The organism is Burkholderia sp. MSMB1588, from assembly GCF_001546925.1.
Taxonomy (GTDB): domain Bacteria; phylum Pseudomonadota; class Gammaproteobacteria; order Burkholderiales; family Burkholderiaceae; genus Burkholderia; species Burkholderia humptydooensis.
The window spans coordinates 3,451,627-3,474,484 of sequence record NZ_LNJS01000001.1; the positions used below are offsets into that span (position 1 = coordinate 3,451,627).

At 59.9% G+C, this 22,858-nt stretch carries 11 protein-coding genes, 6 tRNA genes, 3 rRNA genes and 1 pseudogene; all 21 read right to left on the reverse strand.

Features of this window, described 5'->3' with window-relative positions:
* Nucleotides 1-97: 97 nt before the first annotated feature.
* Nucleotides 98-4,336, reverse strand: a complete 4,239-nt coding sequence (rpoC, locus tag WS92_RS27550) for a DNA-directed RNA polymerase subunit beta' (RefSeq protein WP_009913853.1) — start codon at nt 4,334-4,336, stop codon at nt 98-100.
* Nucleotides 4,337-4,357: 21 nt separating this feature from the next.
* On the reverse strand, nt 4,358-8,464 hold the full coding sequence (rpoB, locus tag WS92_RS27555) for a DNA-directed RNA polymerase subunit beta (protein ID WP_006029840.1): 4,107 nt from the start codon (nt 8,462-8,464) through the stop codon (nt 4,358-4,360).
* 363 nt (nt 8,465-8,827) lie between these two features.
* Nucleotides 8,828-9,202: a 50S ribosomal protein L7/L12 gene (rplL, locus tag WS92_RS27560; RefSeq protein ID WP_006029839.1), complete on the reverse strand. Its 375-nt coding sequence runs from the start codon at nt 9,200-9,202 to the stop codon at nt 8,828-8,830.
* 63 nt (nt 9,203-9,265) lie between these two features.
* A complete protein-coding gene (gene rplJ / locus WS92_RS27565; RefSeq protein ID WP_006400668.1) occupies nt 9,266-9,763 on the reverse strand; it encodes a 50S ribosomal protein L10 in 498 nt (165 codons plus the stop codon).
* A 297-nt stretch (nt 9,764-10,060) separates the two neighbouring features.
* Entirely contained in the window at nt 10,061-10,759 is a 699-nt protein-coding gene (gene rplA, locus WS92_RS27570; RefSeq protein ID WP_006029837.1) for a 50S ribosomal protein L1, read from the reverse strand.
* Complete coding sequence (rplK, locus tag WS92_RS27575; protein WP_004198368.1) at nt 10,760-11,191, reverse strand: 50S ribosomal protein L11; 432 nt, start codon at nt 11,189-11,191, stop codon at nt 10,760-10,762.
* Between the two features lie 145 nt (nt 11,192-11,336).
* Nucleotides 11,337-11,894: a transcription termination/antitermination protein NusG gene (gene nusG / locus WS92_RS27580; RefSeq protein WP_004525645.1), complete on the reverse strand. Its 558-nt coding sequence runs from the start codon at nt 11,892-11,894 to the stop codon at nt 11,337-11,339.
* Nucleotide 11,895: 1 nt separating this feature from the next.
* Nucleotides 11,896-12,276, reverse strand: coding sequence for a preprotein translocase subunit SecE (secE, locus tag WS92_RS27585; RefSeq protein WP_043283414.1), 381 nt, complete (start codon nt 12,274-12,276; stop codon nt 11,896-11,898).
* A gap of 42 nt (nt 12,277-12,318) precedes the next feature.
* Nucleotides 12,319-12,394 (reverse strand) — tRNA-Trp (locus tag WS92_RS27590).
* 59 nt (nt 12,395-12,453) lie between these two features.
* Nucleotides 12,454-13,644, reverse strand: a complete 1,191-nt coding sequence (tuf, locus tag WS92_RS27595) for an elongation factor Tu (protein ID WP_015601108.1) — start codon at nt 13,642-13,644, stop codon at nt 12,454-12,456.
* Nucleotides 13,645-13,706: 62 nt separating this feature from the next.
* Nucleotides 13,707-13,781, reverse strand: a tRNA-Thr gene (locus WS92_RS27600).
* A 24-nt stretch (nt 13,782-13,805) separates the two neighbouring features.
* Nucleotides 13,806-13,879: transfer RNA gene (locus tag WS92_RS27605), tRNA-Gly, on the reverse strand.
* 41 nt (nt 13,880-13,920) lie between these two features.
* Nucleotides 13,921-14,006, reverse strand: a tRNA-Tyr gene (locus tag WS92_RS27610).
* 912 nt (nt 14,007-14,918) lie between these two features.
* The gene (locus tag WS92_RS27615) at nt 14,919-16,451 is read right to left on the reverse strand and encodes an IS66 family transposase (RefSeq protein WP_059929090.1); all 1,533 of its coding nucleotides are present in this window, start codon (nt 16,449-16,451) and stop codon (nt 14,919-14,921) included.
* 62 nt (nt 16,452-16,513) lie between these two features.
* Nucleotides 16,514-17,041, reverse strand: a complete 528-nt coding sequence (gene tnpB, locus WS92_RS37025; protein WP_331457897.1) for an IS66 family insertion sequence element accessory protein TnpB — start codon at nt 17,039-17,041, stop codon at nt 16,514-16,516.
* Nucleotides 17,042-17,087: 46 nt separating this feature from the next.
* Nucleotides 17,088-17,237: pseudogene (locus tag WS92_RS37315) on the reverse strand (transposase); the annotation flags it as partial.
* A 243-nt stretch (nt 17,238-17,480) separates the two neighbouring features.
* Nucleotides 17,481-17,593: ribosomal RNA gene (gene rrf, locus WS92_RS27630) — 5S ribosomal RNA — on the reverse strand.
* Between the two features lie 183 nt (nt 17,594-17,776).
* A 23S ribosomal RNA gene (locus WS92_RS27640) occupies nt 17,777-20,656 on the reverse strand.
* A gap of 395 nt (nt 20,657-21,051) precedes the next feature.
* Nucleotides 21,052-21,127, reverse strand: a tRNA-Ala gene (locus WS92_RS27645).
* A gap of 38 nt (nt 21,128-21,165) precedes the next feature.
* Nucleotides 21,166-21,242, reverse strand: a tRNA-Ile gene (locus WS92_RS27650).
* Between the two features lie 64 nt (nt 21,243-21,306).
* A 16S ribosomal RNA gene (locus tag WS92_RS27655) occupies nt 21,307-22,837 on the reverse strand.
* The 16S, 23S and 5S rRNA genes sit together here with 2 tRNA genes alongside, the layout of an rRNA operon.
* Nucleotides 22,838-22,858: the final 21 nt, after the last annotated feature.

Consider the following 22,858-nt stretch of genomic DNA (forward strand, 5'->3'; position numbering starts at 1 on the left):
GCCGGCTCGCGGCCGCGCGGTGCGCACAAAAAAAGCCGCCCGGTCGAAACCGGGCGGCGTCATCGACTGGCAGGCAAAGCGGCTCGCGCCGCTTCGCTTACTCCGCCGGGTGCTGCGGCTCTTCGGCGGGCGTGCCCGGCGTGCCGAACTCGAACGCTTCTTCCGCTGCGATCTGGTCGAAGCGCTCGCGATCGGATTGCTCCTTCGCCTTGCGCGCCTTGTGGAACGCGAGACCCGTACCGGCCGGGATCAGACGGCCGACGATCACGTTTTCCTTCAGGCCGCGCAGGTCGTCGCGCTTGCCCATGATCGCCGCCTCGGTCAGCACGCGGGTCGTTTCCTGGAACGATGCCGCGGAGATGAACGAATCGGTCGACAGCGACGCCTTCGTGATACCCAGCAGGATGTTCTCGTACGTCGCCGGGCGCTTGTCTTCCGCGATCATGCGGTCGTTCTCGTCCAGCATATCCGAACGCTCGACCTGCTCGCCCGGAATGAAGCGCGTGTCGCCGTTGTCGACGATCTGCACGCGGCGCAGCATCTGACGCACGATCACTTCGATGTGCTTGTCGTTGATCTTCACGCCCTGCAGACGGTACACGTCCTGCACTTCGTCGACGATATAGCGCGACAGCGCCTCGATCCCCTGCAGACGCAGGATGTCGTGCGGATCGGCCGGGCCGTCCACGATCATTTCGCCCTTGTTGACAACCTGGGCATCGTGGACCAGCACCTGCTTTTCCTTCGCGATCAGGAACTCGTGCTGGTTGCCCTCGAGATCCGTGATGACGAGACGCTGCTTGCCCTTCGTGTCCTTGCCGAACGATGTCGTGCCGGTGACTTCCGCGAGAATGCCCGCATCCTTCGGCGAACGCGCCTCGAACAGTTCCGCCACCCGCGGCAGACCGCCGGTAATGTCACGCGTCTTCTGCGCTTCGGTCGGGATACGTGCGAGCACTTCACCCACCTGCACCTGCTGGCCGTCCTTCACGGTGATCAGCGCGCCGACCTGGAAGCCGATCTGCACCGCGTGCTCCGTGCCGGGGATCTTCACTTCCTCGCCGTTCGCATCGAGCAGCTTCACCTGCGGACGAACGCTCTTCGACGCCTGCGAGCCGCGCCGCTTCACGTCGATCACGACGAGCGTCGACAGGCCGGTCACGTCGTCGATCTGCTTGGCGACCGTCACGCCTTCCTCGACGTTCTCGAACTTCACCGTACCGCCGTACTCGGTGATGATCGGGCGCGTCAGCGGGTCCCACGTGGCGAGTTGCGTGCCTGCCTTGATGCTTGCGCCGTCGAGCTGGAGCAGCGTCGCGCCGTACGGCACCTTGTGACGCTCGCGCTCGCGGCCGATGTCGTCGGTGATCATCGCTTCACCCGAACGGGAAATGACGATCTGCTCGCCCTTCGCGTTGGTGACGTAGCGCATCGTGGACGTGAAGCGCACGATACCGTTGCTCTTCGCTTCGACCGACGAAGCCACCGCCGCACGCGACGCCGCACCACCGATGTGGAACGTACGCATCGTCAACTGCGTGCCCGGTTCGCCGATCGACTGCGCCGCGATCACGCCGACTGCTTCGCCGACGTTCACGAGCGAGCCGCGGCCGAGGTCGCGGCCGTAGCACGATGCGCACAGGCCATAACGCGTTTCGCAGGTCAGCGGCGTGCGCACGCGCACTTCGTCGATGCCGAGGCGTTCGATTTCCTCGACCGCCGTTTCGTCGAGCAGCGTGCCCGATTCGTACAGCGTTTCCTGCGTTTCCGGATTCACGACGTCCGCAACCGCGACGCGGCCGAGGATACGGTCGCGCAGCGCTTCGACGACTTCACCGCCTTCGACCAGCGCCTTCATCGCGACGCCGTTGCTCGTGCCGCAATCGTCCTCGACCACCACCAGATCCTGCGTGACGTCGACGAGACGACGCGTCAGATAACCCGAGTTCGCGGTCTTCAGTGCCGTATCAGCCAGACCCTTACGCGCGCCGTGGGTCGAGATGAAGTACTGCAACACGTTCAGGCCTTCGCGGAAGTTCGCGGTAATCGGCGTCTCGATAATCGAGCCGTCCGGCTTCGCCATCAGGCCGCGCATACCGGCCAACTGGCGAATCTGCACCGCCGAGCCCCGGGCGCCCGAGTCGGCCATCATGTAGATCGAGTTGAACGATTCCTGGCGCGTCTCGTTGCCGTCGCGATCGATCACCGGCTCCGTCGACAGTTGCTCCATCATCGCCTTGCCGACCGCTTCCGACGTCGCCGACCAGATGTCGACCACGTTGTTGTAGCGTTCCTGCGCGGTGACGAGACCCGACATGTACTGGCGGTCGTACTCCTTCACCTTCTTCGCGGCGTCGCCGACGATCTGTTCCTTCTGCGTCGGCACGAGCATGTCGTCGACGCAGATCGAGATGCCGGCGCGCGTCGCGAGACGGAAGCCCGACTGCATCAACTGGTCGGCGAACACGACGGTCGCGCGCAGGCCGCACTTGCGGAACGCGGTGTTGATCAGGCGCGAGATTTCCTTCTTCTTCAGCGGCTTGTTCAGCACCGAGAACGGCAGGCCCGGCGGCAGGATTTCCGACAGGATCGAGCGGCCGACGGTCGTCGCGTACAGCGAGATCTTCGGCACGAATTCCGGCGCGCCTTCGGACGTGTCCTCGTTGCGGACCATTTCGGTGATCCGCACGTTCACGCGCGATGCGAGCTCGACTTCCTTGTTCTCGTACGCGCGGATCACTTCCGACACGCCGGTGAACGTGAGGCCTTCGCCCTTGCCGTTGATCGCTTCGCGGGTCGCGTAGTACAGGCCCAGCACGATATCCTGCGACGGCACGATCGACGGATCGCCGTTCGCCGGGAACAGCACGTTGTTCGACGCGAGCATCAGCGTGCGCGCTTCCATCTGCGCTTCGAGCGACAGCGGCACGTGAACGGCCATCTGGTCACCGTCGAAGTCGGCGTTGAACGCCGCGCAGACGAGCGGGTGCAACTGGATCGCCTTGCCTTCGATCAGCACGGGCTCGAACGCCTGGATGCCGAGACGGTGCAGCGTCGGCGCGCGGTTCAGCATCACCGGGTGCTCGCGGATCACCTCTTCGAGGATGTCCCACACCACCGGCGTCTGGTTCTCGACCTCCTTCTTCGCCGCCTTGATGGTCGTCGCGACGCCCATCACTTCGAGCTTGTTGAAGATGAACGGCTTGAACAGTTCGAGCGCCATCAGCTTCGGCAGACCGCACTGGTGCAGCTTCAGCGTCGGGCCGACCACGATCACCGAACGGCCCGAATAGTCGACGCGCTTGCCGAGCAGGTTCTGACGGAAGCGGCCGCCCTTGCCCTTGATCATGTCGGCGAGCGACTTCAGCGGACGCTTGTTCGCGCCCGTCATTGCCTTGCCGCGGCGGCCGTTGTCGAGCAGCGAGTCGACGGCTTCCTGCAGCATCCGCTTTTCGTTGCGGACGATGATTTCCGGCGCCTTCAGCTCGAGCAGACGCTTCAGCCGATTGTTCCGGTTGATCACGCGGCGGTACAGGTCGTTCAGATCCGACGTCGCGAAACGGCCGCCGTCGAGCGGCACGAGCGGACGCAGCTCCGGCGGCAGCACCGGCAGCACTTCGAGGATCATCCAGTCGGGCTTGATGCCCGAGCGCTGGAACGCCTCGAGCACCTTCAGGCGCTTCGCGTACTTCTTGATTTTCGCTTCCGAGCCGGTGTTCTTCAGCTCGGTGCGCAGCGTCTCGACCTGCTCGTCGATGTTGATCGAACGCAGCAGCTCGCGCACGCCTTCCGCGCCCATCTCGGCACGGAATTCGTCGCCGTATTCCTCGACCTTGTTGTAGTAATCCTCTTCGGTCATGATCTGACGCGCCTTCAGCGGCGTCATGCCCGGATCGATCACCACGTACGCTTCGAAGTACAGCACGCGCTCGATGTCGCGCAGCGTCATGTCGAGCACCATGCCCAGACGCGACGGCAGCGACTTCAGGAACCAGATGTGCGCGACCGGCGACGCGAGCTCGATGTGGCCCATCCGCTCACGACGCACCTTCGCGAGCGTCACTTCGACGCCGCACTTCTCGCAGATCACGCCGCGATGCTTCAGGCGCTTGTACTTGCCGCACAGGCACTCGTAGTCCTTGGTCGGGCCGAAGATCTTCGCGCAGAACAGACCGTCGCGCTCGGGCTTGAACGTGCGGTAGTTGATCGTCTCCGGCTTCTTCACTTCGCCGAACGACCACGAACGGATCTTGTCCGGCGAGGCCAGACCGATCTTGATCGCGTCAAAAATTTCTTCTTGTTGGACTTGCTTGAATAGATCGAGCAAAGCTTTCATCGCTTCTCTCCAGTAGTCCTTTTAGTTCCGGTCCAGGTCGATGTCGATACCGAGCGACCGGATTTCCTTCACCAACACGTTGAACGACTCGGGCATGCCGGCATCGATGACATGGTCGCCCTTGACCAGGTTTTCATAAACCTTGGTCCGGCCGGTCACGTCGTCCGACTTCACCGTCAGCATTTCCTGCAGCACGTACGAAGCGCCATACGCTTCGAGCGCCCACACTTCCATTTCACCGAAACGCTGGCCGCCGAACTGCGCCTTACCGCCGAGCGGCTGCTGCGTGACGAGCGAGTACGGGCCCGTCGAGCGCGCGTGCATCTTGTCGTCGACGAGGTGGTGCAGCTTCAGGTAGTGCATGTAGCCGAGCGTCACGCGGCGCTCGAACGGCTCGCCCGTGCGGCCGTCGTACAGGCGCACCTGATTCTTCGACGGGTTCATGTCGAGCTGTTCGGCGATGTCGTCCGGGAACGCGAGGTCGAGCATCTTCGACATTTCTTCCTCGGTCGCACCGTCGAACACCGGCGTCGCGAACGGCACGCCTTCGCGCAGGTTCTTCGCGAGCTCGAGGATCTCGTCGTCGGTGAAGCTTTCCAGATCTTCCGCGCGGCCCGACTCGTTGTAGATCTTCGTCAGGAACACGCGCAGTTCCTCGATCTTCGCCTGACGTTGCAGCATTTCGCCGATACGCCAGCCGAGGCCCTTCGCGGCCCAGCCGAGATGCACTTCCAGAACCTGACCCACGTTCATCCGCGACGGCACGCCGAGCGGGTTCAGCACGACGTCGGCCGGACGGCCGTCGGCCATGTACGGCATGTCTTCGACCGGAACGATCTTCGACACGACGCCCTTGTTACCGTGACGGCCGGCCATCTTGTCGCCGGGCTGCAGGCGGCGCTTCACCGCGAGGTACACCTTGACCATCTTCAGCACGCCCGGCGGCAGTTCGTCGCCTTGCGTGAGCTTCTTGCGCTTCTCTTCGAACGCGAGGTCGAACTGGTGGCGCTTCTCTTCGATCGAGTTCTTGATCGCTTCGAGCTGGGCAGCCGCTTCGTCGTCCGCCAGGCGGATGTCGAACCAGTGATAGTGGTCGAGGTCTTCCAGGTAGGCCTGGTCGATCTTCGTGCCCTTCGCGAGCTTCTTCGGACCGCCGTTCGCGACCTTGCCCACGAGCATGCGCGCGAGACGCTGGAACGCGTCGCCTTCGACGATGCGGAGCTGGTCGTTCAGGTCGAGACGGTAGCGCTTCAGTTCGTCGTCGATGATCTGTTGCGCGCGCTTGTCGCGCTGGATGCCTTCACGCGTGAAGACCTGGACGTCGATCACCGTGCCGCTCATACCCGACGGCACGCGCAGCGACGTGTCCTTCACGTCCGACGCCTTCTCGCCGAAGATCGCGCGCAGCAGCTTCTCTTCCGGCGTGAGCTGGGTTTCGCCCTTCGGCGTGACCTTGCCGACCAGCACGTCGCCCGCTTCGACTTCCGCGCCGATGTACACGATGCCCGATTCGTCGAGACGGCCGAGCTGGACTTCCGCGAGGTTCGAGATGTCGCGCGTGATTTCTTCCGGCCCGAGCTTCGTATCGCGAGCAACCACGTTCAGCTCTTCGATGTGGATCGACGTGTAGCGATCGTCCGCGACGACACGCTCCGAGATCAGGATCGAATCCTCGAAGTTGTAGCCGTTCCACGGCATGAACGCGATCAGCATGTTCTGGCCGAGCGCGAGCTCGCCCAGGTCCGTCGACGCGCCGTCGGCCAGCACGTCGCCGCGCGAGACCTTGTCGCCCATCTTCACGATCGGACGCTGGTTGATGTTCGTGTTCTGGTTCGAACGCGTGTACTTGATCAGGTTGTAGATGTCGACGCCGACTTCGCCCGCGGCCGCTTCGTCATCGTTCACGCGAATGACGATACGGCCCGCGTCGACATAGTCGACGACGCCGCCGCGCAGCGCCTGCACCGTCGTGCCCGAGTCGACCGCCACGGTGCGCTCGATGCCGGTGCCGACGACGGGCTTCTCCGGGCGCAGACACGGCACGGCCTGACGCTGCATGTTCGAGCCCATCAGCGCACGGTTCGCATCGTCGTGCTCGAGGAACGGGATCAGCGAGGCCGCAACCGACACGATCTGCGACGGCGCGACGTCCATGTACTGGATGCGGTCCGGCGTGACCATCATCGTTTCGCCGGCTTCACGCGACGACACCAGTTCGTCGACGAGCGTGCCGTCTTCACCGATCGCGGCGTTCGCCTGCGCGATCATGTAGCGGCCTTCCTCGATCGCCGACAGATAATCGATCTGGTCGGTCACCTTGCTGTCGGCGACCTTGCGGTACGGCGTCTCGAGGAAGCCGTATTCGTTCAGGTGCGCATACAGTGCGAGCGAGTTGATGAGACCGATGTTCGGGCCTTCCGGCGTTTCGATCGGGCACACGCGGCCGTAGTGGGTCGGGTGCACGTCGCGGACTTCGAAGCCCGCGCGCTCGCGCGTGAGACCGCCCGGGCCCAGTGCGGAAACACGGCGCTTGTGCGTGATTTCCGACAGCGGGTTGGTCTGGTCCATGAACTGCGACAACTGCGACGAACCGAAGAACTCGCGAATCGCCGACGAAATCGGCTTCGAGTTGATCAGGTCGTGCGGCATCAGGTTTTCGCTTTCGGCCTGGCCGAGGCGCTCCTTCACCGCGCGCTCGACGCGCACGAGGCCCGCGCGGAACTGGTTTTCCGCCAGTTCGCCGACGCAGCGCACGCGCCGGTTGCCGAGGTGGTCGATGTCGTCCACTTCGCCCTTGCCGTTGCGCAGCTCGACGAGGATCTTGATCGTCGCGAGGATGTCGTCGTCCTGCAGCGTCATCGGGCCGGTGATTTCGTCACGGCCGACGCGGCGGTTGAACTTCATGCGGCCGACCTTCGACAGATCGTACGCGTCTTCACTGTAGAACAGGCGGTTGAAGAGCGCCTCGACGGCTTCTTCCGTCGGCGGCTCGCCCGGGCGCATCATCCGGTAGATCGCGATGCGCGCGGCCGTCCTGTCGACGGTTTCGTCGACACGCAGCGTCGACGAGATGTACGGCCCCTGGTCCAGATCGTTCGTATAGAGCGTCTGGATTTCCTTGATCTTCGCCTCGCGCAGCTTCTCGAGCACGCCCTCCGTGATCTCGTCGTTCGCGTTCGCGATCACTTCGCCCGTGTCGCCGTCGACGACGTTCTTCGCCAGCACGCGGCCGAGCAGATAGTCTTCGGGCACCGAGATGTACTTGGTCTTCGCGGTTTCGAGATCGCGAATGTGCTTCGCGTTGATCCGCTTGTCCTTCTGGACGATGACCTTGCCTTCGCGATCGGTGATGTCGAAGCGGGCCACTTCACCGCGCAGGCGCTCGGGCACGAACTCCATCTGCGCGCCTTCGTCCATCAGCGTGAAGTTGTCGAAGACGAAGAAGTTCGCGAGGATCAGCTCCGGCGTGAGGCCGATCGCCTTCAGCAGGATCGTGACCGGCATCTTGCGACGACGGTCGACGCGGAAGTACAGCACGTCCTTCGGATCGAATTCGAAGTCGAGCCACGAACCGCGGTACGGAATGATCCGCGCGGAGAACAGCAGCTTGCCCGAGCTGTGCGTCTTGCCCTTGTCGTGCTCGAAGAACACGCCGGGCGAACGGTGCAACTGCGACACGATCACGCGCTCGGTGCCGTTGATGACGAACGAACCGGTCGGCGTCATGAGCGGAATTTCGCCCATGTACACTTCCTGTTCCTTCACTTCCTTGACGACGGGCTTGTTCGGCGACTCCTTGTCGAGGAGCACGAGGCGCACCTTCGCGCGCAATGCCGAGCAATAGGTCAGGCCGCGCTGCTGGCATTCCTTGATGTTGAATGCCGGCGACGACAACGCATAGCTCACGAACTCGAGACGAGCGAAGCCGTTATGCGAGACGATGGGAAACACCGATGTGAAGGCGGCCTGCAACCCCTCGGACTTGCGTTGCGCGGGCAGCACATCGGCTTGCAGAAATGTGCTGAATGATTCAAGCTGGGTGGCCAGCAGGAAAGGCACTTGGTGAACGATGGAGCGCTTCGCGAAACTCTTGCGAATACGCTTCTTCTCGGTGAAGGAATATTGCATACGATCTCCGAATCACGACGGGCGCTATCGAGGCGGGATACCTGGACGTGTCAAACCCGAGTGTTCACCGACTGAGACCCGATGGCCGTCCGACGGCACGAGCCGAGAAGCTTGGTGGTTGGCCGCTACCAACCGCTGGCTGACGGCAGCGGATGCCTGTGTTGCCCGCTGCCCGACCAAACTTGCCTTCTGCAGTCGCTTCAGAAGACAAAGAGAATCGCCGATCGTCGGTGGATGGGCGGTTTTCTTTGGCTTCTGTGGGCGCTCGTCCGACCTCTTCAAAGAGTGTCAAAACACTGCCTCCACAAAGCACAAAAAGGCCGGCGGTGAAAAACCGCCAGCCTTCGCACAGCGCGCGTGAACTTACTTGAGTTCGACCTTCGCGCCCGCGTCTTCCAGCTTCTTCTTGGCTTCTTCTGCAGAAGCCTTGTCGACGCCTTCCTTGACGGGCTTCGGTGCGCCGTCGACGAGGTCCTTCGCTTCCTTCAGGCCCAGGCCCGTGATTTCGCGAACGGCCTTGATGACCGAAACCTTGTTGCTGCCCGCTTCAGCCAGAACGACCGTGAACTCGGTCTTCTCTTCAGCAGCAGCAGCGGCGCCGCCGGCTGCAGGGCCCGCGACTGCAACAGCAGCAGCCGACACGCCAAACTTCTCTTCGAACGCCTTGACCAGCTCGTTCAGTTCCAGAACGGTCATCCCTTCGACTGCTGCCAGGATGTCTTCTTTTGCGATTGCCATTTGAAATACTCCTAAATTGAATTCGGATACAGCCAGCGATCAGTGACGCTGATGTGCGTTCGCTTAAGCAGCTTCCGCTTGCTTCTTCTCGGCGAGCGCAGCCAGTGCGCGCGCGAAGCCCGAAACAGGCGCCTGCATGACGAACAGCAGCTTCGAGAGCAGTTCTTCGCGGCTCGGGATGCTGGCGAGCGCTTGCACGCCAGCCTTGTCCATCACCTTGCCATCGAACGAACCAGCCTTGATGACCAACTTGTCATTGCTCTTGCTGAAGTCGTTGACGACCTTTGCAGCAGCAATGGCATCTTCCGAGATGCCGTAGATCAGGGGGCCAGTCATCTGCTCTGCCAGCGGAGCAAACGGCGTACCTTCGACGGCGCGGCGCGCCAGCGTGTTCTTCAGAACGCGCAGGTAAACCTTCTGCTCACGCGCTTTCGCGCGCAGCGTGGTCAGATCGCCAACCGCAATTCCACGATACTCAGCGAGCACAACGGTCTGGGCCTTCGCGACTTGCGCGGCGACCTCAGCAACGACGGCTTGCTTGTCTTCTCTATTAAGCGGCACGGTTAGCCTCCAGAAACGATGCGCTTCGCATGACGCGTCACGCACCTCGTTCAACAACGGCGTCCGACTCGTTAGGAGTATTTCCGCTGAAAACCGTCGATTGCTCGCCGATCTCCCGCTTCACCACTGCAAAACTTTTTCGGGTTCGCCATCTGCGTTGGCTTGCATTAAGGGATCGCCCGACTGCTGCTTTCCCACCAACGGTCTTTGATAACCGGCCATTCGACGATGCTTCTTCGAACGACCGCCCAAAGCCCTTTTGGGCCGCTTCCCACCGAAGCGGCCCGGATACTTCGCTTACTGCGCAGCCAGCGAGCCGTGGTCGACGCGAACGCCGACGCCCATCGTGCTCGACAGCGCGATCTTGCGCAGGTACACACCCTTGCTCGTTGCCGGCTTCGCCTTCTGCAGCGCTTCGATCAGCGCGGACAGGTTCGTGCGCAGCGCGGTCGGCTCGAACGATGCACGGCCGATCGTCGCGTGGATGATACCGGCCTTGTCGACGCGGAACTGCACTTGACCCGCCTTCGCGTTCTTCACCGCGGTCGCGACATCCGGCGTGACCGTGCCGACCTTCGGGTTCGGCATCAGGCCGCGCGGGCCGAGGATCTGACCGAGCGTACCGACGATACGCATCGTGTCCGGCGAAGCGATCACGATGTCGAAGTCCATTTGACCGGCCTTGATCTGCTCGGCGAGATCTTCCATGCCGACCACTTCGGCGCCTGCGGCGCGCGCTTGCTCGGCCTTCTCGCCTTGCGCGAACACGGCGACACGAACCGACTTGCCGGTACCGGCCGGCAGCACGACCGAACCGCGAACGACCTGGTCCGACTTCTTCGCATCGATGCCGAGTTGAACTGCGACGTCGATCGACTCGTCGAACTTCGCGCTCGCGCATTCCTTCACGAGAGCGAGTGCGTCGTCGATCGGATACAGCTTCTGACGATCGACCTTAGCGGCAAATGCCTGACGGCGCTTCGAGATCTTGGCCATTTACACGCCCTCCACAGTGATGCCCATCGAGCGTGCGCTACCAGCGATGGTGCGAACGGCCGCGTCGAGATCAGCCGCCGTAAGATCCGGCATCTTGGTCTTCGCGATTTCTTCCGCTTGTGCGCGGGTGATCTTGCCGACCTTGTCGGTGTGGGGCTTGCTCGAGCCCTTGTCGACCTTCGCGGCCTTCTTGATCAGAACCGTCGCGGGCGGCGTCTTCATCACGAACGTGAAGCTCTTGTCCGCGTATGCCGTGATGACGACCGGCACCGGAAGGCCCGGCTCCATGCCTTGAGTCTGTGCGTTGAACGCCTTGCAGAACTCCATGATGTTCAGGCCGCGCTGGCCCAGCGCCGGACCGACGGGGGGCGACGGGTTGGCTTTACCTGCAGGAATCTGCAGCTTGATAAAGCCGACAATCTTCTTTGCCATTTGAAACCTCGTTGGAACGCATGAAAGCGTTCGGTGAGTGATAACGCGGGTTCGTCCTGAGACTACTGGCGCTCCTCAACGGCCAATTAACGCGGGCCGTAAGCGCGAAGGTGGGCAGCTCCCGGAGCTGCCCACCTGAACTTGCTCAAACCTTTTCGACCTGGCCGAATTCCAATTCGACCGGCGTCGCGCGACCAAAGATGGTGACCGACACGCGAACTCTCGATTTTTCGTAGTTCACTTCCTCGACCGTGCCGTTGAAGTCCGTGAACGGGCCTTCCTTCACGCGCACCATCTCGCCGACTTCGAACAGGGTCTTCGGGCGCGGCTTCTCCACGCCTTCCTGCATCTGCGACATGATCTTTTCGACTTCCCGCGGGGAAATCGGGCTCGGGCGATTGCGCGCCCCGCCGACGAAACCGGTGACCTTCGCGGTGTTTTTCACGAGGTGCCACGTTTCGTCCGTCATTTCCATTTCGACCAGCACATAGCCGGGAAAGAAACGACGCTCGGTCACTGCCTTGTGACCGCCCTTGACTTCAACCACTTCCTCGGTCGGAACCAGGATCTGGCCGAACTTGTCCTGCATGCCGGCACGCTCGATGCGCTCCTGAAGCGCACGTTGCACGCTCTTCTCCATACCGGAGTAGGCGTGCACGACGTACCAACGCTTTCCGCTCGGGGATGCCGGAGTATCGCTCATATCATTTCCAACCCAGAATCACCGAGAAAATCGCCCATTCGATGGATTTATCGCTTATCCAGAGAAAGAGCGCCATGACCAGCACAAAACCGAAGACGACGAGCGTGGTTTGCGTGGCTTCCTTGCGCGTGGGCCAAACGACTTTGCGCACCTCGCGATACGAATCCTTCGCAAAAGCAATGAAGCCCTTGCCAGGAAGCGACACCAGCGCAACGCCCACACCGGCGATCACCCCCACTGCCAAAGCAGCGCCGCGGATATACCACTCCTTGCCACCGAGCAAGAAGAAGCCCGCAAATCCGGCCAAGACCAACAATACACCCAGGGCCAGCATCAGCTTATCGCCGGAGGTATTAACAGTTTCGACGGAAGGATTCGCCATAACACTCTAAAACAAACGCCACGCAGAAGAACGTGGCTTATGTGGCAGGGGCAGAGGGAATCGAACCCCCAACCTTCGGTTTTGGAGACCGACGCTCTGCCAGTTGAGCTATACCCCTAGACCATGTTGGGATCGGCTAACGCCGATCCCCAAACTGTCGATCAGCGAGTAACTGGCTTACTCGATGATCTTGGCGACGACGCCGGCGCCGACGGTACGGCCGCCTTCACGGATGGCGAAGCGCAGACCTTCTTCCATCGCGATCGGCGCAATCAGCTTCACCGTGATCGACACGTTGTCGCCCGGCATCACCATTTCCTTGTCCTTCGGCAGCTCGATCGAGCCCGTCACGTCCGTCGTGCGGAAGTAGAACTGCGGACGGTAGTTGTTGAAGAACGGCGTGTGACGGCCGCCTTCGTCCTTGCTCAGCACGTACACTTCAGCCGTGAAGTGCGTGTGCGGCGTGATCGAACCCGGCTTCGCCAGCACCTGGCCGCGCTCCACGTCTTCGCGCTTCGTGCCGCGCAGCAGGATACCGACGTTGTCGCCCGCCTGACCCTGGTCCAGCAGCTTGCGGAACATTTCCACGCCCGTGCAGGTCGTCTTCGCCGTCGGCTTGATGCCGACGATTTCGATTTCCTCACCGACCTTGATCACGCCACGCTCGACGCGCCCCGTCACCACCGTGCCGCGACCCGAGATCGAGAACACGTCTTCCACCGGCATCAGGAACGCACCGTCGACCGCGCGCTCCGGCGTCGGGATGTACGTGTCCAGCGCGTCCGCCAGGTTCATGATCGCCACTTCGCCCAGCTCGCCCTTGTCGCCTTCCAGCGCCAGCTTCGCCGAACCCTTGATGATCGGCGTGTCGTCGCCCGGGAAGTCATACTTCGACAGCAGTTCGCGCACTTCCATTTCGACCAGCTCGAGCAGCTCGGCGTCGTCCACCATGTCGCACTTGTTCAGGAACACGATGATGTACGGCACGCCGACCTGACGCGCCAGCAGGATGTGCTCACGCGTTTGCGGCATCGGGCCGTCCGCGGCCGAGCACACCAGGATCGCGCCGTCCATCTGCGCGGCGCCCGTGATCATGTTCTTCACGTAGTCGGCGTGGCCCGGGCAGTCGACGTGCGCGTAGTGGCGGTTCGCCGTTTCGTACTCGATGTGCGCCGTGTTGATCGTGATGCCGCGCGCCTTTTCTTCCGGCGCCGCGTCGATTTCGTCGTACTTCTTCGCCTCGCCGCCGAACTTCGCCGACAGCACCGTCGCGATCGCTGCCGTCAGCGTCGTCTTGCCGTGGTCAACGTGACCAATCGTACCAACGTTCACGTGCGGCTTGGTCCGCTCAAACTTTTCCTTGGCCATTTTCAACTCCCGAAAGGAATTTCACATGTTGCGCCGCGCGCAAACAGACACTGACTACCTGCTGGTGCCCATGGGCAGGATCGAACTGCCGACCTCTCCCTTACCAAGGGAGTGCTCTACCACTGAGCCACATGGGCGCTTTATGCCTCAACTGCCTGGACTGGAGCGGGTGAAGGGAATCGAACCCTCGTCGTAAGCTTGGAAGGCTTCTGCTCTACCATTGAGCTACACCCGCAAGGGCCAGCAACAATCCCTGTACCGCTCCGTGCTATGTCTTGGTGGAGGAGGTTGGATTCGAACCAACGTAGGCGTAAGCCAACAGATTTACAGTCTGCCCCCTTTAGCCACTCGGGCACCCCTCCGTAGAGAACTGACGATTATGGGGGTACATCGAATTCGTGTCAAGCGCTTCGTTGAAATTATTTTGCGTCTTCTTCGACCGCGCTGACGTCGTCCGATCTGCGCCGCCGCTTTTCAGTTGTCATCTCCTCGGCAACAGGGCCAAGCTTGTGCGCTACTGAATCGAACGGGACGTCTGGTACCACCTTTCCTTTCGTCGCTTCCGTCTGCCCGGTGAAAACGCGCCGGAAAATGGAAGTCCTGAATCATACGGTGTTGGAGGAACGCCGCCAAGTGCCAAACGGCGGCCGTGCGCGAAAAAAGAAGTCACCGGGGATGCGAAGCTCGAATCAAAGATCCGGCCCCGAATGCGAATCGTCGCTAGCAGGGTTGATCAGGGATGTCAGCACACAGTTTCATGGCGCAGATGAGCGACGTTCAACGCGCAATAGCTCTGCGACACTCGAACCTGGGTCGCGCAGCGGGTTGCCAGGCGATGTCCTCGGTCACGTCGAGGTTGCCGGAGGCAATTCGGAGACGGCGCGGCATCTTCATTTGTTGTCGCTCGCGCGAACTGGTGATTCGATTGTCTTCATGCGATCGTGCCCGTCAGCCTTCGGCAAATCGATCACGGAAGCATTCCGAATGCTTAGGCTTGACGGAAATTTGAGACGCCCTTTTCTTTCCGCGGCAACGATCGTGTGCCGTGAGTACGCGTTCAGTTCAAGATCAGATCGGCATTGTTCGCCGGCATTCCGCCAAAGACAGGAGAGCGGAGATAGGTTGTCAGATTACCAAGAGCACTCAGCCTTGATGGGCCATTCATTTTCCGCAGCTTTAGCCGCGGGCGAGGCCGCTCACAACTCGTTCAACTCGAAAACGCAGTTCTTGTGTAAGCACCCGGCTAAGGCATCCCCGGGCATCTTTGCGGTCAATCAAACGGCGGCAGGCGCCCAGCGATGCGGTAGAAGCGCGGCGATGTCGTCGGCTCGATGGGTCGGCAATCGATTGAGCACGTCTTTCAGATAGACGTAGGGATCATGGCCGTTGAGTTGGGCGGATCGAATGAGGCTCATGATCGCCGCGGCGCGTTGTCCGGCGCGCAACGAACCAGCAAACAACCAGTTCGACCGACTGATGGCCCAAGGACGGATCTGGTTTTCCAACCAGTTGTTATCAATGGGCACGTGCCCGTCGTCCAGATAACGCGTGAATGCGTCCCAGCGCCTGAGGCTGTAGTCGAGCGCTTTGGCGATCGCCGATCCCTCGGAGACGAGTTCGCGTTGGGCGAGCATCCATTGATGTAACGCATCGGCGATCGGCCGAGCGCGCTCTTGGCGCACTTCACGTCTGTGATCGGGCGTGAGTTCTGCAACATCGCGCTCGACCGCGTAAAGTTCGCCGAAGTATTTCAGCGCCTGTTCGGCGATTTCACTCTTGTTGCTGGCGTGCAGCTCAAAGAACTTGCGTCTTGCATGGGCGACACATGCGATCTCGGTGATGCCCAACTCGAATCCGGCTTTGTAGCCGCTGTGATCGTCACATACCAGCTTGCCGCGCCAGTTGCCGAGGAACTTGCGAGCATGTTCGCCTGCGCGGCTATCGGCGAACTCGTAGACGACGGCGCGCACGTCAGAGAATTGCGTGGTGGCGTATGCCCATACGTACGCGCGCTGCGTCTTTCCTTTGCCGGGAACGAGCATTTGCACCGGCGTCTCGTCGGCATGCAGCACGTCGTGCTGCAGAAGCACTTCGCGAAGCGCGTCGACCAGCGGCTGTAATCGCACGCCGCATACGCCAACCCACTCGCCCAGCGTTGACTGGGGGATGGCAAGACCCGCGCGTTCAAAGATGCGTTCTTGACGGTACAACGGCAAGTGATCGCCGTACTTCGCGACCAACACTTGGGCGAGCAACCCGACGGTGGGAATGCCCTTGTCGATCACATGGGGCGGCACAGGTGTCTGAATCAGCGTCTCGCATGCCTTGCAGGCCCATTTACCGCGGATGTGACGCTCGACCGTGAACACGCCCGGCGTATAGTCCAGCTTCTCGCTGATGTCCTCGCCGATACGCACTCGCTGGCAACCGCAGGCGCACGTGATATCGTCGGGTTCATGGTGGACGTCGGTGCGCGGCAGGTGTGCCGGCAACGGTGCACGCTTCGGCTGCTGGCGCTGCTTGTCCTCGGGCGTCTTCGACTGCAACTGCTCGAGTTCGATTTCCAGTGCAGCCAGGTCGGCGTCGATGGCCTCGTTCAGCAAGCTCATCTGCTCGACGTTCAGTTGCTCGCTGCGCTTGCCGAAATGCAGGCGCCTGAGCGTAGCAATCTCGTGCGTGAGCTGGTCGATACGCGTCTGACGGTAGTACAGTTCCCGCTCGTTCTCGCCGACCTGAGCCATCAACTGCGCAGCCAGCTTGCGCAGCTCGTCGGGGCTCATGGCGTCGAGATTGGCGGGTAGGTTCATGCGGGCAGTCTGCCAGAACCCACCGCGCCGCGGAAGCAAGCCGGTTTACGGCTTTAGGGACATTACATGACCGTGATCGCGTGATCGTGGGCGAGCGTGCTCCAGGGCAGCCCCATCACCAGCGCCTGCAATTGCTCGGGGTTGAGCGCGGTGGCGATCATCAGATCCCCATTCGTCCAGACGAACCGCCCCTTGTTCAGGCGCCGAGCGGCCAGCCAGATACCCAAGCCGTCATAGACGAGCACCTTCATCCGTGTCGAGTTCTTGTTGGCGAACAAGTACGCGTGATGCGGGCGCGCCGAGCCGAAGACCTTGACGACACGCGCGAGGATCGTCTCCGTGCCGGCGCGCATATCCAGCGGTTCGGTCGCCAGCCAAATCGCCTCGATGCGAATCACCGCAGCCAGCCTTGCAGCCACGCGCTGCAGTCGCCGGCGGCCGACAACGGCCAACGCACCGTGATCGTCGTTGCCCCACGGCGCACTTCCACCTCGATTGCGCAGATGCCGGTGCTGTGCTCGGCGGCGCCGCGAGCTGTAGCGGAACAAATTCCGCAGGCGACGCATCGGTTGAATGACTGGCTTGTGCACCGCCTTGGCACTTGGCTTGCCGGGTGATCCACGTGCGGACCAAATTGGCATTGAGACGATAGTGCAGCGCCACCGCTGCGATTGATACGTGCGGCTGCATCGCCGCACGCATCACTTCCGCCTTGAATTCTTTGCTATGCCGGCGGCGGCGCACCGGCTGCACGGCGACTTCGGGATTCGCTGCGAGTTCTTCCATCGTGTACACCTGTCCATTAAAAGTTGTTAATGGACACGATGCTCGCGTCAGAACTCCTGCGCTTCAAGGCGCCTTTGCCGGGCGCTTACGATCGACATTCGCCAGCCGATGCTCGAATCCGGACGAACACAAGGCTGGCGTGAGGAGTGATGAGAGAGCGCAATGCGCGCGTTGTTTTTGTTGAGGTGGGGGGGTAAAAGGCGAAACCCCCGCCTGTGAGGGGCGGGGGTTTCAAGAGGAGGAGCCTGACGATTACCTACTTTCACACGGGGATCCGCACTATCATCGGCGTGGAGTCGTTTCACGGTCCTGTTCGGGATGGGAAGGGGTGGGACCGACTCGCTATGGTCATCAGGCAAAGAGGGTTGTTGCGTTGCTTCGCAGCGCAACCAATCTTGGAAGAAGCAGTAATCTTGGGTTGTGAGGTTGCATCTCACACATACGCGGTACTTCAACCGCTGTACGTCGAGTGCCTTGCACTCGACGCTCGATATCCGTAAGCGCTGAAGCGCTAACGGCTATCGAGACAGACTTGTTATAGGATCAAGCCTTACGGGCAATTAGTATCGGTTAGCTGAACGCATTACTGCGCTTACACACCCGACCTATCAACGTCCTGGTCTCGAACGACCCTTCAAGGGGATCAAGTCCCCGGGGAAGTCTCATCTTAAGGCGAGTTTCCCGCTTAGATGCTTTCAGCGGTTATCTCTTCCGAACATAGCTACCCGGCGATGCGACTGGCGTCACAACCGGTACACCAGAGGTTCGTCCACTCCGGTCCTCTCGTACTAGGAGCAGCCCCCTTCAAACTTCCAACGCCCACGGCAGATAGGGACCAAACTGTCTCACGACGTTTTAAACCCAGCTCACGTACCTCTTTAAATGGCGAACAGCCATACCCTTGGGACCGGCTACAGCCCCAGGATGAGATGAGCCGACATCGAGGTGCCAAACACCGCCGTCGATATGAACTCTTGGGCGGTATCAGCCTGTTATCCCCAGAGTACCTTTTATCCGTTGAGCGATGGCCCTTCCATACAGAACCACCGGATCACTATGACCTGCTTTCGCACCTGCTCGACTTGTCGGTCTCGCAGTTAAGCACGCTTATGCCATTGCACTATCAGCACGATTTCCGACCGTACCTAGCGTACCTTCGTACTCCTCCGTTACGCTTTGGGAGGAGACCGCCCCAGTCAAACTGCCTACCATGCACTGTCCCCGACCCGGATCACGGGCCAAGGTTAGAACCTCAAACAAACCAGGGTGGTATTTCAAGGACGGCTCCACCGAAACTAGCGTTCCGGTTTCATAGCCTCCCACCTATCCTACACAGATCGGTTCAAAGTCCAATGCAAAGCTACAGTAAAGGTTCATGGGGTCTTTCCGTCTAGCCGCGGGTAGATTGCATCATCACAAACACTTCAACTTCGCTGAGTCTCGGGAGGAGACAGTGTGGCCATCGTTACGCCATTCGTGCAGGTCGGAACTTACCCGACAAGGAATTTCGCTACCTTAGGACCGTTATAGTTACGGCCGCCGTTTACCGGGACTTCAATCAAGAGCTTGCACCCCATCATTTAATCTTCCGGCACCGGGCAGGCGTCACACCCTATACGTCCACTTTCGTGTTTGCAGAGTGCTGTGTTTTTATTAAACAGTCGCAGCCACCAGTTTATTGCAACCCCTTCACCCTCTGCGCGCAGGCGCATCAAGCTACCAGGGCGTACCTTATCCCGAAGTTACGGTACCAATTTGCCGAGTTCCTTCTCCCGAGTTCTCTCAAGCGCCTTAGAATACTCATCTCGCCCACCTGTGTCGGTTTGCGGTACGGTCATCGTTAGACTGAAGCTTAGAGGCTTTTCTTGGAACCACTTCCAATTGCTTCGCTCCCGAAGGAGCTCGCGCCACACCCTTGAATCCTGCGCCCGGATTTGCCTAAGCGCCTTCTCCAATGCAGCGACCGGGACTTCCAACACCCGGACAACCTTCCGCGATCCGTCCCCCCATCGCATCTAACGACGGTGCAGGAATATTGACCTGCTTCCCATCAGCTACGCATTTCTGCCTCGCCTTAGGGGCCGACTCACCCTACGCCGATGAACGTTGCGTAGGAAACCTTGGGCTTACGGCGAGGGGGCCTTTCACCCCCTTTATCGCTACTCATGTCAGCATTCGCACTTCCGATACCTCCAGCACACCTTACAGTGCACCTTCGCAGGCTTACGGAACGCTCTCCTACCATGCGTGCAAGCACGCATCCGCAGCTTCGGTATATGGCTTAGCCCCGTTACATCTTCCGCGCAGGACGACTCGATCAGTGAGCTATTACGCTTTCTTTAAAGGGTGGCTGCTTCTAAGCCAACCTCCTGACTGTTTTAGCCTTCCCACTTCGTTTCCCACTTAGCCATATTTGGGGACCTTAGCTGGCGGTCTGGGTTGTTTCCCTCTTGACACCGGACGTTAGCACCCGATGTCTGTCTCCCGTGATTGCACTCTTCGGTATTCGGAGTTTGCTATGGCGGGGTAATCTGCAATAGACCCCCCAACCATGACAGTGCTCTACCCCCGAAGGTGAGACACGAGGCACTACCTAAATAGTTTTCGGAGAGAACCAGCTATTTCCAGGTTTGTTTAGCCTTTCACCCCTATCCACAGCTCATCCCCTAACTTTTCAACGTTAGTGGGTTCGGACCTCCAGTACGTGTTACCGCACCTTCATCCTGGCCATGGATAGATCACCTGGTTTCGGGTCTACGCCCAGCAACTGAACGCCCTATTCGGACTCGCTTTCGCTACGCCTGCCCTATTCGGTTAAGCTTGCTACTGAACGTAAGTCGCTGACCCATTATACAAAAGGTACGCCGTCACCCCCGAAGAGGCTCCGACTGTTTGTATGCATGCGGTTTCAGGATCTATTTCACTCCCCTCCCGGGGTTCTTTTCGCCTTTCCCTCACGGTACTGGTTCACTATCGGTCGATCACGAGTATTTAGCCTTGGAGGATGGTCCCCCCATCTTCAGACAGGATTTCACGTGTCCCGCCCTACTTGTCGTACACCTAGTTCTTTCATACTGTTTTCGCCTACAGGGCTATCACCTGCTATGGCCGCACTTTCCAGAGCGTTCGGCTAACAATACAAATAAAGAGTACAGGCTCTTCCCATTTCGCTCGCCACTACTTTGGGAATCTCGGTTGATTTCTTTTCCTGCGGTTACTTAGATGTTTCAGTTCACCGCGTTCGCCTCACATGACCTATGTATTCAGTCATGGATACTCCAAAAGGAGTGGGTTTCCCCATTCGGACATCTACGGATCAAAGCTCGTTTGCCAGCTCCCCGTAGCTTTTCGCAGGCTACCGCGTCCTTCATCGCCTGTGATCGCCAAGGCATCCACCACATGCACTTGTTCGCTTGACCCTATAACGAGTCTGTCTCATGTCGGCCATCGTTAGCGCTTTAGCACTTACGATGGCCCCATCCCCGAATGGGGATGACAGCCGCTACAGGTTGAGTTCTCGCGTTGTGCCGTATTCCAATTTGATGTCGACCAGTGTTAGCGCTTTAGCGCTTACTCTGGTCCCACTCCCGTAGGGAGCCGAACATGAAGTTCGAATCATCTTGAGATACATCGATACAATCACAACCCGGATAACTTCCACGTCCATCTCAAAGACGCTTCCGCTATCCAAATTACTTACTTCTTCCAGATTGTTAAAGAACGACAGCCGATACAGTTGCCTGCATCACTCTGACTGGCTCAATCGCCAAGGACAAAGATTCGACTCAAGTCGAACGCTTGCCATTGAAGATTGTGGTGGAGGCAGACGGGATCGAACCGACGACCCCCTGCTTGCAAAGCAGGTGCTCTCCCAGCTGAGCTATGCCCCCCGTACAGAGACACTCAGGTTCCCTTCTCGCCAGACAATTGGTGGGTCTGGTTGGATTCGAACCAACGACCCCCGCCTTATCAAGACGGTGCTCTAACCGACTGAGCTACAGACCCCTGAGTCTGTCCTGATTTACAGCCGATAAGCGTGAGCGCTCAACTTCGCGGATTTAAGCTCGAGAAAGGAGGTGATCCAGCCGCACCTTCCGATACGGCTACCTTGTTACGACTTCACCCCAGTCATGAATCCTACCGTGGTGACCGTCCTCCTTGCGGTTAGACTAGCCACTTCTGGTAAAACCCACTCCCATGGTGTGACGGGCGGTGTGTACAAGACCCGGGAACGTATTCACCGCGGCATGCTGATCCGCGATTACTAGCGATTCCAGCTTCATGCACTCGAGTTGCAGAGTGCAATCCGGACTACGATCGGTTTTCTGGGATTGGCTCCCCCTCGCGGGTTGGCGACCCTCTGTTCCGACCATTGTATGACGTGTGAAGCCCTACCCATAAGGGCCATGAGGACTTGACGTCATCCCCACCTTCCTCCGGTTTGTCACCGGCAGTCTCCTTAGAGTGCTCTTGCGTAGCAACTAAGGACAAGGGTTGCGCTCGTTGCGGGACTTAACCCAACATCTCACGACACGAGCTGACGACAGCCATGCAGCACCTGTGCGCCGGTTCTCTTTCGAGCACTCCCGCCTCTCAGCAGGATTCCGACCATGTCAAGGGTAGGTAAGGTTTTTCGCGTTGCATCGAATTAATCCACATCATCCACCGCTTGTGCGGGTCCCCGTCAATTCCTTTGAGTTTTAATCTTGCGACCGTACTCCCCAGGCGGTCAACTTCACGCGTTAGCTACGTTACTAAGGAAATGAATCCCCAACAACTAGTTGACATCGTTTAGGGCGTGGACTACCAGGGTATCTAATCCTGTTTGCTCCCCACGCTTTCGTGCATGAGCGTCAGTATTGGCCCAGGGGGCTGCCTTCGCCATCGGTATTCCTCCACATCTCTACGCATTTCACTGCTACACGTGGAATTCTACCCCCCTCTGCCATACTCTAGCCCGCCAGTCACCAATGCAGTTCCCAGGTTGAGCCCGGGGATTTCACATCGGTCTTAGCGAACCGCCTGCGCACGCTTTACGCCCAGTAATTCCGATTAACGCTCGCACCCTACGTATTACCGCGGCTGCTGGCACGTAGTTAGCCGGTGCTTATTCTTCCGGTACCGTCATCCACCCCGGTTATTCGCCAGAATGATTTCTTTCCGGACAAAAGTGCTTTACAACCCGAAGGCCTTCTTCACACACGCGGCATTGCTGGATCAGGCTTGCGCCCATTGTCCAAAATTCCCCACTGCTGCCTCCCGTAGGAGTCTGGGCCGTGTCTCAGTCCCAGTGTGGCTGGTCGTCCTCTCAGACCAGCTACTGATCGTCGCCTTGGTAGGCCTTTACCCCACCAACTAGCTAATCAGCCATCGGCCAACCCTATAGCGCGAGGCCCGAAGGTCCCCCGCTTTCATCCTCAGATCGTATGCGGTATTAATCCGGCTTTCGCCGGGCTATCCCCCACTACAGGACATGTTCCGATGTATTACTCACCCGTTCGCCACTCGCCGCCAGACCGAAGTCCGCGCTGCCGTTCGACTTGCATGTGTAAGGCATGCCGCCAGCGTTCAATCTGAGCCAGGATCAAACTCTTCAGTTCAATGCCCGTTACTGTTTTCGG